Raw genomic sequence first — 17,201 nt, 5'->3', positions numbered from 1 at the left:
CGCTACAGTTTCTCAAGATCCTACTTTCCCTGCCGATATTTTCTTTGTGTAACCTCTAATTGGTATCAATAACCACTGGGAAAATCCTGGTTTACTCGTTATATTTGCGCCTACATAACGAAACGCAAAGGAGTTACAGATGGCACGTACATGGTTACGCTTGTTTGCAGGGGCAACTCTTTCTCTTACTGTTGCCGGACATGCGCTGGCGGATGAAGGAAAGATTACCGTTTTCGCAGCGGCTTCGCTGACCAACGCGATGCAGGACATTGCAACGCAATATAAAAAAGAGAAGAACGTTGATGTTGTCTCCTCTTTTGCTTCTTCTTCCACACTGGCGCGTCAGATTGAAGCAGGCGCACCGGCCGATCTGTTTATTTCTGCCGATCAGAAATGGATGGACTACGCGGTAGACAAGAAGTCGATTGATACCGCAACGCGTGAAACGCTGTTGGGTAACAGCCTGGTGGTGGTGGCGCCGAAAGCCAGCGTACAGAAAGACTTCACCATCGACAGCAAAACCAACTGGACCAGTCTGTTGAACGGTGGACGCCTGGCTGTTGGCGATCCGGAACATGTTCCGGCAGGCATTTATGCCAAAGAAGCGCTGCAAAAACTGGGTGCATGGGATACCCTGGCCCCGAAACTGGCTCCTGCTGAAGACGTGCGCGGTGCGCTGGCGCTGGTAGAGCGTAACGAAGCGCCGCTGGGGATCGTCTATGGTTCTGACGCCGTCGCCAGCAAGGGCGTAAAAGTTGTGGCGACCTTCCCGGAAGATTCGCACAAAAAAGTGGAATACCCTATCGCGATTGTTGATGGGCACAAAAACGCAACGGTTAGCGCGTTCTATGATTACCTGAAAGGACCGCAGGCTGCTGAAATCTTTAAACGTTATGGATTTACGACCAAGTAATGATACTGACCGATCCTGAATGGCAGGCCGTTATACTGAGCCTGAAAGTTTCTTCCCTGGCCGTGTTGTTTAGTCTGCCATTTGGGATCTTCTTTGCCTGGCTACTGGTGCGATGCAAGTTCCCAGGCAAAGCGCTGCTCGACAGCGTACTGCATTTGCCGCTGGTTCTGCCGCCTGTGGTGGTGGGGTATCTGCTGTTGGTCTCTATGGGACGGCGCGGATTCATTGGCGAATGGCTGTACGACTGGTTTGGCATCACTTTTGCCTTTAGCTGGCGTGGGGCGGTGCTGGCCGCTGCGGTGATGTCCTTCCCGCTCATGGTGCGGGCTATTCGTTTGGCGCTGGAAGGTGTCGACGTCAAGCTGGAGCAGGCGGCCCGCACACTGGGAGCCGGACGCTGGCGCGTCTTTATGACCATTACGTTACCGCTGATGCTGCCCGGCATTATTGTTGGTACGGTGCTGGCGTTTGCGCGTTCCCTTGGGGAATTTGGTGCAACCATTACCTTTGTTTCCAATATTCCTGGTGAAACCCGCACCATTCCTTCGGCGATGTATACCCTGATCCAAACTCCCGGCGGCGAAAGCGCGGCGGCGAGGTTATGTATCATTTCAATTGTGTTGGCGCTGATTTCGCTGCTGATTTCTGAATGGCTGGCGCGTATTAGCCGTGAGCGGACGGGGCGATAATCATGCTTGAACTTAATTTCTCCCAGACGCTGGGGACGCATTGTCTGACGCTCAACGAAACGCTGCCAGCGAGCGGCATCACCGCTATTTTTGGCGTTTCCGGTGCGGGCAAAACCTCACTGATTAACGCCATCAGTGGTCTGACGCAGCCGCAGTCCGGGCGCATCGTGCTCAACGGTCGGGTCTTAAACGACGTCGAGAACGGTATCTGTTTAACGCCGGAAAAACGCCGGGTGGGCTATGTTTTCCAGGATGCGCGCCTGTTCCCGCACTATAAAGTGCGCGGCAACCTGCGTTACGGAATGGCGAAAAGCATGGCCGGACAGTTTGATAAGCTGGTGGCGTTGTTGGGCATTGAACCGCTGCTTGACCGTCTGCCAGGCGGTCTTTCTGGCGGTGAAAAGCAGCGTGTCGCCATCGGTCGGGCGCTGCTGACCGCGCCTGAGTTATTGCTGCTTGATGAGCCGTTAGCCTCTCTGGATATACCGCGTAAACGCGAACTGCTGCCTTATCTGCAACGCCTGGCGCGGGAAATTAATATTCCGATGCTGTACGTCAGCCACTCGCTTGATGAGATTTTGCACCTGGCAGATAAAGTGATGGTGCTGGAAAACGGGCAGGTCAAAGCGTTTGGTTCGTTGGAAGATGTCTGGGGCAGCAGCGTGATGCACCCCTGGCTGCCTAAGGAACAGCAAAGCAGTATTCTGAAAGTCAGCGTGCTGGAACATCATCCACACTACGCGATGACCGCGCTGGCGCTTGGCGATCAGCATCTGTGGGTCAACAAGCTGGAACAACCGCTGCAAACCGCGCTGCGTATTCGTATTCAGGCCTCTGATGTTTCATTGGTACTGCAACCGCCGCAACAGACCAGTATTCGTAATGTTCTCCGGGCAAAAGTCGCGCAATGCTATGACGATAACGGTCAGGTGGAAGTTCAGCTTGAGGTGGGCGGTAAAACGCTGTGGGCGAAGATCAGCCCATGGGCCAGGGATGAACTGGGTATCAAACCTGGCCTGTGGCTGTACGCGCAAATTAAGAGCGTATCGATTACCGCCTGATTACAGCAGGTGAGAGTAGATAAATTTCGCGATGCTGTCGGTGGTGTTATCACCAATCACGATGTTGGCGCGGGCTTTGACCGCGTCATCCGCGTTGCCCATCGCCACGCCAGTGCCTGCGGCTTCCAGCATGCTGATATCGTTAAAGTTATCGCCAAAGGCAATCACGTTTTCCATTGACCCGCCCTGTGCTTCTATCCACTGGGTCAAGCGTCGTCCTTTACTGTTGCCTTTACGGGCAATGTCGACCTGATCGTGCCAGGACCATTCACACTCCAGCCCCAGTTGTTGCTCGACATACCGGCCAAACTGCTGCAGTTTCGGAATATCTTCGTCGGTCAGAGCAAATTTCCAGACGGCGTTAACGTCATGCGCCGCCTGCGCCAGCGAAGGAACCTGGGTGAAGGTCGGGCGCTGTTCCGGCGGCAGCGTTTGTGCCCAGTTAGCAGTACGCACTACATGCCCGGTAGGGCGCTCATACAGCATGGCCTCATCCACATACATCAGCCCGTGGATCTGATGTTCATCCAGCATTTCGATCAGCTGTAATGCCTGGTCTACCGGAAGGGGATCGGATTCCAGCACCTTTTTTGCTTGATAATCATACAAATAGGTACCGTTACAGCAAATTGCAGGTGTATCCAGCGCCAGTGCCTGATAAAAAGGATGAATAGCAACGTGATGGCGACCTGTGACAATGATAAGTTGGTAGCCTGCTTCTCTGGCGCGCGAGAGCGCTTCGAGAGAGGATGGCAGCAAGGTTTTTTTCGGGGTCAAGAGGGTACCGTCTAAATCCAGGGCAATCACGCGTGCGGTCATAGGTTTATCCAGATTAAGGTTGAGAATTATGTCTGTTGGAATGGTACACCGAGACGGGAGCCGGACAAAATTCTGAGCCTTAATTAAGCATTCACCGTTAAAAGCGTCTACCTTAGGCGTGTGTCAGGCAATTGCAGCCACCTGCCAAAAAGCAAAGGAGTATTCATGAAGCAAACCGTTTATACCGCCAGCCCTGAAAGTCAGCAAATCCACGTCTGGAGCCTGAATCACGATGGTTCTCTGACGCTGACACAGGTGGTTGATGTGCCGGGTCAGGTACAGCCGATGGTCGTCAGCCCGGATAAGCGTTACCTCTATGTTGGCGTGCGCCCGGAGTTTCGCGTGTTGGCTTATCGTATTGCGCCTGATGACGGTGCGCTGACCTTCGCGGCAGAGTCTGCGCTGCCGGGTAGCCCGACGCATATTTCTACCGATCATCAGGGACGTTTCGTGTTTGTGGGTTCTTATAACGCTGGCAGCGTGAGCGTCACGCGTCTGGAAGATGGCCTGCCGGTGGAACTGGTTGACGTGGTTGAGGGCCTGGATGGTTGCCACTCAGCCAACATCTCTCCGGATAACCGTACTTTGTGGGTTCCGGCGTTGAAACAGGATCGTATCTGCCTGTTTGACGTAAGCGATGATGGCCATCTGGTCGCGCAGGAACCGGCTGAAGTGACTACCGTGGAAGGCGCGGGCCCGCGTCATATGGCGTTCCATCCGAATAAGCAATATGCCTACTGTGTGAACGAGCTGAACAGCTCTGTTGATGTCTGGGAGCTGAAAGATCCGTACGGCAAAATTGAGTGTGTGCAGACGCTGGATATGATGCCTGCAGATTTCGCTGATACCCGTTGGGCAGCAGATATTCATATCACACCTGATGGGCGTCATCTGTATGCCTGTGATCGCACCGCCAGCCTGATTACGGTCTTTAGCGTGTCTGAAGACGGTAGCGTACTGACTAAAGAGGGTTTCCAGCCTACCGAAACTCAGCCACGTGGTTTTAATATCGATCACAGCGGAAAATACCTGATTGCCGCCGGGCAAAAATCGCACCATATCGCGGTGTATAAGATTGCAGGCGAACAAGGACTGTTGACAGAGAACGGTCGTTACGCGGTAGGACAAGGCCCGATGTGGGTGGTGGTTAACGCGTACTAAAACGTCAGGTGTTACAAACGATCCGCAATCTTTTGAAGATTGCGGATTTTTTTATGTTCATTCAACAAGCGGTAAATTTTCATGACGTTCAGCAACGGATGTCCAAAGACAGTCTTTGTCATCTGCCCATAAATTAAGCAGAAGAGAGAAGAAACGTTGAGCGGGAGGTGAGAGAATAGCGTCTTTACGCCGAATAACTCCCAGCGTGCGTCTAATAACAGGCTCAACCAGTGGGATACCTGTCAGGGTGGGATGCGGCGTTTGCGGCATTGCTAACCCTGGTAACGCGGAAACGCCCAGTCCAGCTTCAACCAGACCCAGCGAAGTGGACAGATGACGAACCTCGTAAAACCAGTTCAACTTCCACGGTTTATCGGCCAAATGTTGTTCAATCAATAATCGGTTACCGCTTGAGGAGCGAACGCCTATCAATTTGTAATTCAGCAATTCCTGCCACTCCACCAACTGTTTATTGGCGAGTGGATGATCGCGCCGACAGGCCAGAACAAACGGTTCATTAACCAGTGGAGTGAACTCGATAGAGGAATTTGTGATGTTGTTCATATTTATTCCAAAATCAGCCTCATTGCAAAGTACGGATTCCATACAATTATTCGTACCTTGTTCAATAATTCGCACTTTGATATTGGGATACCGCTCATTAAATTTTCCTATTGCCAACGGCAAGAAATAGAAAACTGCGGTAGGAATACAGGATAATGTCACTATGCCATGATGATGAACATTCACATCGCTAATATTAAAAATAGTTTCATCTAATGCCCTGATTAATTCTCTGGCTTCAGGTAAAAGCATTTTTCCCGCTTTTGTTAATGTGACTTTGCGAGTTGTTCTTTCAAAGAGTTGAGTGTGTAAATACTCTTCCATTTTTTTAATCCTGCGTGTTAATGCAGGTTGCGTAATATTAAGTAACTTGGCGGCATTGTTAAAAGAATCGGACTCTGCCAGTGTGACAAACGCCTTCATGCTTGATAATTCGTGTTTCATTCTGACTCCGGACTAAATCGGGGAAGCCCCTGTCTAAGATGAAAGTGTTCAGTGTATCTGCAATTCATAACTTTTAATTAATAAAAATAAATCACTAATCACGAAAATGAAGTCATTAGTCACCCTAATCATGACATGCAACCATGTACATAGTGAAAATAATATCGAGAGCATAATCATGAAAAAAATACCTTGCGTTATGATGCGCGGAGGAACCTCCAGGGGCGCATTTTTATTAGCACAAGATCTACCGCAAGAAGAAAAACTGCGTGATGAAGTATTGATTAAAATTATGGGTTCTGGCAATTCGCTGGAAATAGACGGCATTGGTGGTGGCAATCCGTTAACCAGCAAAGTAGCGATCATTAGTCGTTCAAACGACCCGAAAGCTGATATCGATTATTTATTTGCTCAGGTATTGGTGCATGAGCAACGGGTCGATACCACGCCGAACTGCGGCAATATGCTTTCCGCCGTTGGCGCGTTTGCTATCGAAAAGGGATTAATTAATGCCGCAACGCCGACCACCCGCGTTCGTATTCGCAATGTAAACACCAACACGTTTATCGAAGCTGATATACAGACACCAAACGGCGTTGTTGAGTATGAAGGAACAGCAAGAATTGACGGTGTCCCGGGAACATCGGCCCCGATTGCATTGACATTCCTGAATGCTGCAGGTTCTAAAACCGGGCATATTTTTCCAACGGGCCAACACATCGATTATATCAACTCCGTTCCCGTGACCTGTATGGATATGGCGACACCTGTCGTAATTATTCCTGCCGAATACCTGGGGAAAACGGGTTATGAATCCGCGCAAGATTTAGATGCAGACCGCGAATTATTGGCGCGCATCGAGTCTATTCGTTTACAGGCCGGTGAAGCTATGGGCCTGGGAAATGTCAGTAATAAGGTTATCCCTAAACCTATTCTCATCTCGGCACCTCAGCACGATGGCGCAATTAATGTTCGCTATTTTATGCCGCATTCTTGCCATAAAGCACTGGCAATTACCGGGGCGATAGCGATCGCCAGCAGTTGCGCCATTAACGGTACCGTTACGCGTCAGGTAACGGCAGGCGCGCATTACGGGAATATCACTATCGAACATCCAGGTGGCGCTCTTGATATTTATTTAACCAATGAAGGGGATGAGCCTGAAACTATCAGAGCTTCGGTTATTCGCACCGCCAGAAAAATATTCGCCGGTGATGTTTATCTTCCCTGACAGCATTGGCCACATGTCGATGTGATTATGGAAAATCGAAAAACATTCTGTATAGCTTGTACAGATTATTCTGGACCCCAAAATGAACGTTAAATCATTATGGAAGCTAATATTAATATTGGCCATCCCTTGCATTATAGGACTTATGCCAGCACCGGCAGGATTAAGTGAACTGGCCTGGGTGCTATTTGGTATTTATCTCGCAGCCATTGTCGGGCTGGTGATCAAACCGTTTCCTGAACCGGTGGTATTATTGATTGCTGTTGCCGCTTCAATGGTGGTTGTCGGAAATTTAGGCAGCGGCGTACTTAAAACCAGCAGCGTGCTGAGTGGCTATGCTTCCGGTACGACATGGCTGGTGTTCTCCGCGTTTACTTTAAGCGCTGCTTTTGTGACGACGGGACTGGGCAAGCGAATTGCCTATATTCTGATTGGTAAAATAGGTAACACCACGCTTGGCCTGGGCTACGTGACCGTATTTCTTGACCTGGTATTAGCCCCGGCAACACCGTCAAATACTGCGCGTGCGGGAGGCATTGTCTTGCCCATCATCAATAGCGTGGCGGTGGCGCTAGGCTCTGAGCCGGACAAGAGCCCCCGCCGCGTCGGCCACTACCTGATGATGACGGTGTATATGGTCACTAAAACGACCAGCTATATGTTTTTTACTGCGATGGCAGGAAACATTCTGGCATTGAAGATGATCAACGATATCTGTCAGTTACAACTAAGCTGGGGAGGATGGGCTCTTGCAGCTGCTTTGCCTGGACTGGTTATGCTGTTGGTAACGCCTTTAGTCATCTATTTTATGTATCCACCTGAAATTAAAAAGGTTGATAACAAAACTATCGCCAAAGCCGGGCTTCAGGATTTAGGGCCAATGAAAGGGCGCGAAAAAATGCTGCTGGGCATTTTCGTCCTCGCGCTATTAGGATGGATCTTTAGTAAAACTCTCGGCGTTGATGAATCAACGGTTGCCATTGTAGTAATGGGTACGATGCTTTTGTTTGGCGTAGTCACCTGGGATGATGTGGTTAAAAATAAGGGCGGCTGGAATACCTTAATCTGGTACGGCGGTATTATCGGTTTGAGTTCGCTGTTATCGAAAGTGAAATTCTTCGATTGGTTAGCCGAACTCTTCAAGAATAACCTCGACTTTGGTAACCACGGCAACGTTGCGTTCTTTGTTATTCTCTTTTTGAGCATTATTGTTCGTTATTTCTTTGCCTCTGGCAGCGCCTATATTGTGGCAATGATGCCGGTATTTGCCATGCTGGCGAACGTTTCTGGTGCACCACTGATGTTAACTGCATTGGCATTACTCTTTTCTAACTCTTACGGCGGTATGGTTACCCATTATGGCGGCGCCGCGGGACCGGTTATTTTTGGCGTTGGATATAACGACATCAAATCGTGGTGGCTGGTCGGCGCAATGCTGACGTTCTTGACGTTCCTCGTCCATATTACGCTGGGTCTTTGGTGGTGGAATATGTTGATTGGCTGGAACATGCTCTAACTATACCCGTCATACTTCAAGTTGCATGTGCGTTGGCTGCGCTCGCTCACCCCAGTCACTTACTGGAGTAAGCTCTTGGGGATTCGCTCCCTTGCCGCCTTCCTGCAACTCGAATTATTTAGGGTATAAATTACATCGTTCATTGGTTGTCTGTGCTCTGGTTGGAGCACAGCAATGTGGAGTATCTAATGATTAAATTATATGAGAAAGGGATTTACCTCTCCGGTAATAATGAAATTATCGCTGAGGATGAGGTGTCTGAACCAATCTGTAAAGAAGATGCGAAAAAAGGAACTATCGCGTGGTCGATTCTCTCAGCGCATAATACGTCCGGTGACATGAATAAGCTAAAAATTAAGTTTGATTCATTAGCATCACACGATATTACCTTTGTCGGTATTATTCAGACCGCTAAAGCATCAGGAATGGAGCGCTTTCCTTTACCGTACGTTCTGACGAACTGCCATAACTCATTATGCGCGGTAGGGGGAACCATTAACGGTGACGATCATATGTTTGGTCTGTCTGCGGCACAGCGTTACGGCGGAATCTTTGTGCCGCCACATATTGCTGTCATCCATCAGTACATGCGTGAAATGATGGCCGGGGGCGGCAAAATGATCCTCGGCTCAGACAGCCACACGCGTTACGGCGCATTAGGCACGATGGCGGTAGGAGAAGGGGGCGGTGAGCTGGTCAAGCAGCTGTTAAACGATACCTGGGATATTGATTATCCTGGCGTTGTTGCCGTTTATCTGACCGGCAAGCCTGTTGCGGGCATCGGCCCGCAGGATGTGGCTTTGGCTATCATTGGCGCAGTGTTTAAAAATGGCTACGTCAAAAATAAGGTCATGGAGTTTGTCGGCCCTGGCATTCGCCATCTCTCAACGGATTTTCGCAACAGCGTTGATGTAATGACCACCGAAACCACCTGCCTGAGCTCTGTCTGGCAAACGGATGATGAAACTCGCAGTTGGCTGGCATTACATGGTCGCGAACAGGATTATCGCCCGCTCAACCCGCAGCCGATGGCCTGGTACGATGGGTGTATTCATGTTGATTTGAGTGCGGTTAAGCCGATGATTGCGCTGCCATTCCATCCAAGTAATGTCTATGAGATTGCTACACTCAATGAAAATCTGACGGATATTCTCCGGGAGATTGAAGTTGAATCTTCGCGAATCGCGCAAGGTAAAGCCAGCCTCTCGTTGTTGGATAAAGTGGAGAACGGACGCTTAAAAGTACAGCAGGGGATCATTGCTGGATGCTCGGGCGGCAACTTTGAAAACGTGATTGCTGCGGCGCAGGCATTACGTGGTCAATCCTGCGGTAATGATGCTTTCTCGCTGGCTGTCTACCCCTCGTCACAGCCGGTGTTTATGGATTTAGCGCAGAAAGGTGTCGTTGCGGATTTACTGGGAGCGGGGGCCGTCATCAGAACCGCATTCTGTGGACCATGCTTTGGTGCGGGCGATACGCCAATCAACAATGCTCTTAGCATCCGCCATACCACGCGCAACTTCCCTAACCGTGAAGGCTCGAAACCGGGCAATGGTCAAATGTCAGCCGTTGCGCTGATGGATGCGCGATCAATTGCGGCTACGGCAGCAAATGGAGGATTCCTCACTGCCGCGACGGATCTGGACTGCTGGGAGGCTGTACCTGACTATGCGTTTAATCCTGCGCCATATAAGAGCCGCGTATACCAGGGGTTTGTTAAAGGGGCCACGCAACAGCCGCTCATTTACGGCCCGAATATTAAAGACTGGCCGGAACTGGGCGCGTTAACAGAAAATATTCTGCTGAAAGTGGCCTCAAAAATACTTGATGATGTGACAACGACGGATGAGCTTATCCCGTCCGGAGAAACCTCTTCGTATCGTTCCAATCCTTTGGGGCTGGCGGAATTTACCCTTTCCCGACGCGATCCCGGCTATGTTGGCAGAAGCAAGGCGGTCGCTGAACGGGAAAAACAACGTCAGGCGGGTGACGTTAGCGAACTGGCGTCCGTTTTCGCACGCATCCAGCAGATTACCGGTCAGGAAAACACGCGACCACTGGAGACTGAGATTGGCAGCATGATTTATGCCGTCAAGCCTGGTGATGGTTCTGCGCGCGAGCAGGCGGCAAGCTGTCAGCGAGTGATCGGTGGGCTGGCAAACATCGCCGAGGAATATGCTACCAAGCGTTACCGTTCCAATGTCATTAACTGGGGAATGTTACCGCTACAAATGGCTGAGAAACCCTCTTTTGAAGTCGGGGACTATATCTATATTCCCGGTATTCGCCGTGCGCTGGATGAGTGCAGTGGCGAGATAAAAGCGTACGTTCTTCATGCTGATGGCGCGATGAGTGAAATCAGCTTGTATATGGAAAGCCTGACCGCCGAGGAGCGTGAGATTATTAAAGCGGGGAGTTTGATTAACTTTAATAAATCGCGTTTGGTGTAACGCCATAAAAAAGGTCGCCAGCGTAAATATGGCGACCTTTTTTTTCTCTGGGATTACTGCTTCGGCTCGGCAACCACTTTGCTACCGATACCGCGGTTGTTGTATTCCCACATGCGGTTGAAGTTGGTGTCGTTCAGGTTGCGCTGGATTTCACCTTTGTCATCTTCCGCACCGGTATTACCGGCAAACGGGCGTTTTGCGATAACGCTGTCAGCCCATGGTTTTGCCATGTTAAAGCCTTCGTTAATCACGCTGTCACGGATAACGACCTGACCGTTAGTGTTGGAATCGACATCCAGCGATCGGCCTAACTGCGCCACGCCATCGCCGCTTGCCGTGAAGCGGCTATTAATCGCCAGGAAACCGTAGTAGATGTTTGACAGAGTAGCCGGTGCGAACACGTAACCTTCCTGCTGCGTACGGGAATTCACAACACGGAAATCGGTGTTCTCGAACACCACTGCGCCACGACCAGAAACGATATCCACATCACCTTCAATGTAGCTGTTGGTTACCAGCGTGCGAGGCTGACGATCGTTTTCCAGACGGTTTTGTACGCCGCTGTTGGTTACAAAGAACGTATTCTGACGACCCAGAATATTGACCTTGTTGATCTGCACTTTATCACCATCGGTACGCAGCGCAACGGCCGGGTGGTTGCCTGCATCAACGCTATCACCCAGGTTGTTTTCGATGGTCAGGTTCTGCAATTGCAGACCGTTGTTTTGCGACCAGACGACGGCAGAACACATCACACCAATATTTGTGCCACGTTTGTTCTGGCAATTATCAAACATATACCACGCAGGTTTACCCGGCATATATTTACCGCCTGGGTTCACCGTACGACGCCAGTCTGCGGTGCTCATGTCACCGTCAATGGCCTGGCCAATTTTTACATCCAGCGGTTTTTCGCCCATACCGTACAGCGTCAGGCTACCCGTTGCTGCCGGGATGTATACCGTGCCCTGATACTCGCCCGGCATAATCGCGATGTACTGACGTTTGTTCGTACGTTTGATAATTGCCGCATCCACCGCAGCCTGAATGCTGGTATGGGTTACGCCCTGAGTGCCTGCCGGGCCAACGACGAAGTCAGGTTGTGCAGGCAGAGAAATTGAAGAAGGGCTCCATGGCGCGGTGTTTGGCGTCAGCGCGGAAAAATAGTGCGCAGCAACGAAGTTTTTCGCTTCATTGGCCGACAAGATCGGGCGCGAAGAGGTACCTGGCGCGGTCTGATCGGAAGGAATTTGATCGGGCGGCGTAGAGCTACAGGCGGTCAGCGTCACGCCAAAAGCCATTGCCAGCGCCAGACGGGAAACTGATGATATATTCACAGGTTGCTCCGGGCTTTGAAAGTTATCCATTAAAGCCTGCTTTTTTATACTAAGTTGAGCGAAACGGGAAGGCGAAAAGGTAAAAAGTTGTTTTTTATCGCAGCAATGTCTGGCGCGGAGAGTCTTTATATCACAAATAGATAACAATTATGGCTCTTCAGGTTGACAACATCCCTATAATCAAAAATAAATGTCTATACAACCTATGACAAGTGGTGAGTCGAATGCAGCAATTCTTCCCTGATGATGTTATCTGGCGCAATGTTCGTCTGGCGACTATGGATCCTGAACGTGGTACCCCATATGGGCTGGTGGATGGTCATGCGCTGATCGTCCGCCAGGGCAAGATTCGCGATATCGTCCCGGAATCATCGTTATATCTCACACATGACAATACTTTTGATATGCAGGGCCGGCTGATTACGCCTGGCCTGATTGATTGCCATACGCATCTCGTCTTTGGCGGAAACCGCGCAGGTGAATGGGAGCAGCGGTTAAATGGTGTCTCCTACCAGCAGATAAGCGCTCAGGGTGGGGGGATCAATGCCACCGTATCGGCGACCCGCAGCGCCACGGATGAACAACTCTTACACGTAGCCCATCAGCGGATGGAACAGCTGATCAAAGAAGGTGTTACGCTGTTGGAAATAAAATCCGGCTACGGCCTGGATTTGCCGACAGAAGAGAAAATATTGCGCGTGGTGGCAGCGCTGGCGGCAGAGAATATCGTTGAAATCAGCCCGACGCTGTTGGCTGCGCATGCGACGCCAACGGAATTCAGGGATGATCCTGACGGCTATATTACGCTGGTGTGCGAGACCATTTTGCCGCAGCTGTGGGAACAAGGGCTGTTTGAGACCGTTGATCTGTTCTGTGAAAGCGTTGGTTTTTCGTTGGCGCAGAGTGAGCGGGTGTTTCAGGCTGCGCAGGCGCTGGGCATCCCGATTAAAGGCCATGTCGAACAACTGTCATTGCTTGGCGGCGCACAGTTGGTAAGCCGCTACCACGGGCTATCCGCCGATCATATTGAATACCTCGATGAAGCGGGCGTGGCGGCAATGAGCCAAAGCGGTACGGTCGGCGTGCTGCTGCCCGGCGCATTCTATTTCCTCAAAGAGCAGCAGCGCCCACCGGTAGCGTTGCTGCGTCAATATCAGGTACCGATGGCGGTAGCGACAGATTTTAACCCCGGTACCAGCCCGTTTATCAGCCTGCACTGGGCGATGAATATGGCCTGCGTTCAGTTTGGCTTAACGCCGGAAGAAGCATGGGCGGGCGTAACCCGTCATGCGGCCCGGGCGCTGGGGCGTCACGACACCCACGGTCAATTGAAGGCCGGGTTTGTGGCCGATTTTGTGGTGTGGGATGCCACACTTCCTGTTGAGATCCTGTATGAACCAGGACGCAACCCGCTCTACCAACGCGTATTCAAAGGACAAATAGCATGACTCACTGGCAACCTGCTTCACCTGCGCTATGGCAGGGACGTGATGACCGGGCCGAATCGCCGAATGCGCTGCGCCTGTTTCAGACTATCACCCAGAGCCCGACGTTTAGCCCAGAAATGTATCGCGAGCAGATAGCGTTGCTCGGGTTTGCCTGCGACGAAGGTGTTAAACGTAATCAGGGGCGCACGGGAGCTGCCGGAGCGCCCGATGTGCTGCGCAAGGCGCTGGCGAATTTAGCCAGTCACAATGGGCATCATCGACTGGTGGATCTGGGCAATATTGTGGCGCAGGCCCCCGATCTTGAGGGCGCGCAGCAGGCGCTACGGAATGCGGTACAGCGTTGCCAGCAGGAAAATATGCGCACCTATGTTCTGGGGGGCGGACACGAAACCGCATATGCCCATGGCGCAGGTGTGCTGGACGCGTTCCCGCAGGCGAAAGTGGGGATAGTCAACTTCGATGCGCATCTCGATTTGCGCCATGCCGGGCAGGCTACATCCGGTACGCCGTTTCGCCAGCTGGCGCAGCTTTGCGATGAACAACAGCGTGAATTTCACTATGCCTGTATCGGCGTCAGCCGGGCGGCAAACACCCAGGCGCTTTGGGATGAGGCCCAGCGGCTCGGTGTGACCGTAGTGGAGGATCTGCATTGTGATACGGCGCAGGCGCGGTTAGCGCAGTTCATTGCCAATCTGGATGTCATCTATCTGACAATCGACCTCGACGTGCTGCCGGTGTGGGAAATGCCCGGTGTGTCGGCCCCCGCCGCGCTTGGCGTACCGTTGGCGACGCTGCTGAGACTGATTGAGCCTCTGTGTCGTAGCGGTAAACTACAGGCGGTGGATATGGTTGAATTTAATCCACGCTTTGACGATGATGGCCGGGCGGCGCGGGTTGCGGCGCGATTAGGCTGGCAAATCGCCCACTGGTGGCACTGACATACCTGATGGCGTTGCGCTTATCAGGTTCGGGTAATGCCTGTAAACTGTACCCACTCACATTTTCAGCTTAAGGAAGGCTCACGCATGCTCCCATCCCGTTCTGCTCCGGCTCCTTTTTACGAAAAGGTCAAACAGGAGATCAGCGAAAAAATTGCCAGCGGTATCTGGCAGCCTCACGATCGCATTCCGTCTGAGGCAGAACTGGTGGCGCAGTATGGTTTCAGCCGCATGACCATCAACCGGGCGCTGCGCGAGTTAACGGATGAAGGTGTACTGGTGCGTTTGCAGGGTGTGGGGACGTTTGTCGCCGAGCCAAAAGGTCAGTCCGCGCTGTTTGAAATTCGCAGCATCGCGGATGAAATCAACGCCCGTCAGCATCAGCACCGGTGCGAAGTGCTGACGCTGGAAAGAACCCGGGCAAACGCGCAGCAGGCTTTGGTATTAAACGTCAAAGAAGGCACCTCTATTTTTCACTCTGTCATGGTGCACTACGAGAACGATCTGCCGGTACAGATTGAAGATCGCTGCGTGAATGCCGAAATTGTGCCGGAGTATCTGGGGCAGGATTACAGCCAGACCACGCCGCACGCATACCTTTCACTGATAGCCCCCTTGACCGAAGGTGAGCATATTGTTGAGGCCGTTCGCGCCAGCGCCGAAGAGTGCGCGCTGCTGAACATCAAAGAACACGATCCCTGCCTGCTGATCCGCCGCAAGACCTGGTCCGCGTCATCCATTGTCTCTCATGCCCGTTTGCTGTTCCCTGGTTCCCGCTATCGACTGCAAGGGCGGTTTATGTCCTGATACAGGAGATGAAAACCGTGATTGCTGACGCAATATAATAAAAATGTATCTTAATTGTTAAAATCATCCTTGCGGTGACTTGTATAGACAAGTATATGTTACTTATCTATCCGACGTTCGCGAGGAGTTTTCTGTCATGTCCCATAGCAAATATCGTCAGCAGGATATTCGTGCCCCACGCGGCACCACCTTAACGGCCAAAAGCTGGCTGACCGAAGCGCCGCTGCGCATGTTAATGAATAATCTGGATCCCGATGTGGCGGAAAATCCACATGAGCTGGTGGTTTACGGCGGGATTGGCCGCGCCGCACGGGACTGGGAATGCTATGACGCCATCGTCAACGCGCTGACCAAACTGGAGACCGATGAGACGCTGCTGGTCCAGTCCGGAAAACCGGTAGGCGTATTCAAAACTCACGACAACGCACCGCGCGTGCTGATTGCCAACTCCAACCTGGTGCCACATTGGGCTACCTGGGAACATTTCAACGAACTGGACGCCAAAGGGCTGGCGATGTACGGCCAGATGACCGCCGGGAGCTGGATCTACATCGGCAGCCAGGGGATCGTGCAGGGGACTTATGAAACCTTCGTTGAGGCCGGGCGTCAGCATTATCAGGGTAACCTGAGCGGGCGCTGGGTATTGACCGCCGGACTGGGCGGCATGGGCGGGGCGCAGCCGTTAGCCGCTACGCTTGCGGGGGCGTGTTCGCTGAACATTGAATGCCAGCAAAGCCGAATCGATTTCCGTCTGCGTACCCGTTACGTGGACGAGCAGGCGACATCGCTTGACGATGCGCTGGCGCGTCTCGACAAATACACTCGCGAGGGTAAAGCGGTCTCCATTGCGCTGTGTGCGAACGCCGCCGACGTTGTGCCGGAACTGGTGAAGCGCGGTGTGCGCCCGGATATGGTCACCGACCAGACCAGCGCCCACGATCCGCTGCATGGTTATCTGCCGTCTGGCTGGAGCTGGGAAGAGTATCAGGCAAAAGCGGTGTCCGATCCGCAGGGCACGGTGCAGGCGGCGAAACGTTCAATGGCAACGCACGTTGAGGCGATGCTGGCGTTTAGCAAAATGGGCGTGCCAACGTTTGATTACGGCAACAACATTCGCCAGATGGCCAAAGAGATGGGTGTGGAAAATGCCTTTGATTTCCCCGGCTTCGTACCTGCTTATATTCGACCGTTGTTCTGTCGCGGCATTGGCCCGTTCCGTTGGGTGGCGCTGTCCGGCGATCCGCAGGATATTTATAAAACAGATGCCAAAGTGAAAGAGATCGTGGCAGATGATAAGCACCTTCATCACTGGCTGGATATGGCGCGTGAGCGGATTAATTTCCAGGGTTTACCGGCGCGTATCTGCTGGGTCGGCCTGGAGTGGCGTCAGAAACTAGGGCTGGCGTTTAATGAAATGGTGCGCAGCGGTGAAGTATCCGCGCCGATTGTTATTGGCCGTGACCATCTGGACTCAGGTTCTGTTGCCAGCCCGAACCGCGAAACTGAAGCTATGCGCGACGGCTCAGACGCCGTATCCGACTGGCCGCTGCTGAACGCGCTGCTTAACACCGCCAGCGGCGCGACCTGGGTGTCGCTGCATCACGGTGGCGGGGTCGGTATGGGCTTCTCTCAGCATGCCGGGATGGTGATTGTTTGCGATGGCACCGATGAAGCCGCGGCGCGTATCGCCCGGGTCTTACATAACGATCCGGCGACCGGGGTGATGCGTCACGCCGACGCCGGATATGACATTGCGGTGGAATGCGCCGTCGAAGAAGGGCTGAATTTGCCGATGGTTGCCGCGACGCAGGAGAAACACTGAT

General features: G+C 52.1%; 14 protein-coding genes. 11 read left to right on the top strand and 3 right to left on the bottom strand.

All coding sequences use genetic code 11. The features are described from left to right. Window positions 1-139 precede the first annotated feature (139 nt). From modA to modC, 3 genes are read left to right on the top strand one after another with little or no spacing between them, the layout of a single operon-like run. Window positions 140-913, top strand: coding sequence for a molybdate ABC transporter substrate-binding protein (gene modA, locus GUC46_RS16070; protein WP_046669886.1), 774 nt, complete (start codon window positions 140-142; stop codon window positions 911-913). Continuing rightward, entirely contained in the window at window positions 913-1,602 is a 690-nt protein-coding gene (gene modB, locus GUC46_RS16065) for a molybdate ABC transporter permease subunit (RefSeq protein WP_003023032.1), read from the top strand. Before modA ends, modB begins: the two co-directional genes overlap by 1 nt. Before the next feature lie 2 nt (window positions 1,603-1,604). Continuing rightward, on the top strand, window positions 1,605-2,663 hold the full coding sequence (gene modC, locus GUC46_RS16060; protein WP_003837092.1) for a molybdenum ABC transporter ATP-binding protein ModC: 1,059 nt from the start codon (window positions 1,605-1,607) through the stop codon (window positions 2,661-2,663). Here the strand turns inward: modC and GUC46_RS16055 are convergent, their stop codons facing one another. Further along, the gene (locus tag GUC46_RS16055) at window positions 2,664-3,482 is read right to left on the bottom strand and encodes a pyridoxal phosphatase (RefSeq protein WP_003845370.1); all 819 of its coding nucleotides are present in this window, start codon (window positions 3,480-3,482) and stop codon (window positions 2,664-2,666) included. Window positions 3,483-3,647: 165 nt separating this feature from the next. Here GUC46_RS16055 and pgl point away from each other — a divergent pair, with 165 nt between their 5' ends. After that, window positions 3,648-4,643 carry a 6-phosphogluconolactonase gene (pgl, locus tag GUC46_RS16050; protein WP_003023041.1) on the top strand — a complete coding sequence of 332 codons (996 nt, stop codon included), beginning with the start codon at window positions 3,648-3,650 and terminating at the stop codon, window positions 4,641-4,643. 57 nt (window positions 4,644-4,700) lie between these two features. Here the strand turns inward: pgl and GUC46_RS16045 are convergent, their stop codons facing one another. Next, a complete protein-coding gene (locus GUC46_RS16045; RefSeq protein ID WP_044712630.1) occupies window positions 4,701-5,651 on the bottom strand; it encodes a LysR family transcriptional regulator in 951 nt (316 codons plus the stop codon). 178 nt (window positions 5,652-5,829) lie between these two features. Between GUC46_RS16045 and GUC46_RS16040 the strand changes: the two genes are divergently transcribed. The 3 genes from GUC46_RS16040 to GUC46_RS16030 all read left to right on the top strand — a co-directional run bounded on the left by GUC46_RS16040 (window position 5,830) and on the right by GUC46_RS16030 (window position 10,848). Beyond that, the gene (locus GUC46_RS16040; protein ID WP_061548838.1) at window positions 5,830-6,882 is read left to right on the top strand and encodes a 4-oxalomesaconate tautomerase; all 1,053 of its coding nucleotides are present in this window, start codon (window positions 5,830-5,832) and stop codon (window positions 6,880-6,882) included. A gap of 82 nt (window positions 6,883-6,964) precedes the next feature. Then, on the top strand, window positions 6,965-8,398 hold the full coding sequence (locus GUC46_RS16035) for an anion permease (protein WP_061548837.1): 1,434 nt from the start codon (window positions 6,965-6,967) through the stop codon (window positions 8,396-8,398). A 188-nt stretch (window positions 8,399-8,586) separates the two neighbouring features. Then, a complete protein-coding gene (locus tag GUC46_RS16030; protein ID WP_130714861.1) occupies window positions 8,587-10,848 on the top strand; it encodes a hydratase in 2,262 nt (753 codons plus the stop codon). A gap of 53 nt (window positions 10,849-10,901) precedes the next feature. On the opposite strand, the gene GUC46_RS16025 is transcribed toward GUC46_RS16030, so the two are convergent. Next, on the bottom strand, window positions 10,902-12,185 hold the full coding sequence (locus GUC46_RS16025) for a putative acyl-CoA thioester hydrolase (RefSeq protein WP_003837077.1): 1,284 nt from the start codon (window positions 12,183-12,185) through the stop codon (window positions 10,902-10,904). Between the two features lie 224 nt (window positions 12,186-12,409). Here GUC46_RS16025 and hutI point away from each other — a divergent pair, with 224 nt between their 5' ends. The 4 genes from hutI to hutU all read left to right on the top strand — a co-directional run bounded on the left by hutI (window position 12,410) and on the right by hutU (window position 17,200). Further along, the gene (gene hutI / locus GUC46_RS16020; RefSeq protein WP_032938576.1) at window positions 12,410-13,633 is read left to right on the top strand and encodes an imidazolonepropionase; all 1,224 of its coding nucleotides are present in this window, start codon (window positions 12,410-12,412) and stop codon (window positions 13,631-13,633) included. Then, window positions 13,630-14,571: a formimidoylglutamase gene (gene hutG, locus GUC46_RS16015; RefSeq protein ID WP_160180494.1), complete on the top strand. Its 942-nt coding sequence runs from the start codon at window positions 13,630-13,632 to the stop codon at window positions 14,569-14,571. Before hutI ends, hutG begins: the two co-directional genes overlap by 4 nt. A gap of 87 nt (window positions 14,572-14,658) precedes the next feature. Continuing rightward, a complete protein-coding gene (locus GUC46_RS16010; RefSeq protein WP_160180492.1) occupies window positions 14,659-15,378 on the top strand; it encodes a histidine utilization repressor in 720 nt (239 codons plus the stop codon). Window positions 15,379-15,514: 136 nt separating this feature from the next. After that, on the top strand, window positions 15,515-17,200 hold the full coding sequence (gene hutU / locus GUC46_RS16005; protein ID WP_160180490.1) for a urocanate hydratase: 1,686 nt from the start codon (window positions 15,515-15,517) through the stop codon (window positions 17,198-17,200). The last annotated feature ends 1 nt before the right edge of the window (window position 17,201 follow it).

Origin of the sequence: Citrobacter sp. LUTT5 (assembly GCF_009905315.1) — a bacterium.
In the GTDB taxonomy this organism is placed as follows: Bacteria; Pseudomonadota; Gammaproteobacteria; order Enterobacterales; family Enterobacteriaceae; genus Citrobacter; species Citrobacter freundii.
The sequence above is the reverse complement of the archived record's forward strand: the minus strand, read 5'-3'. Positions and strand labels throughout refer to the sequence as shown.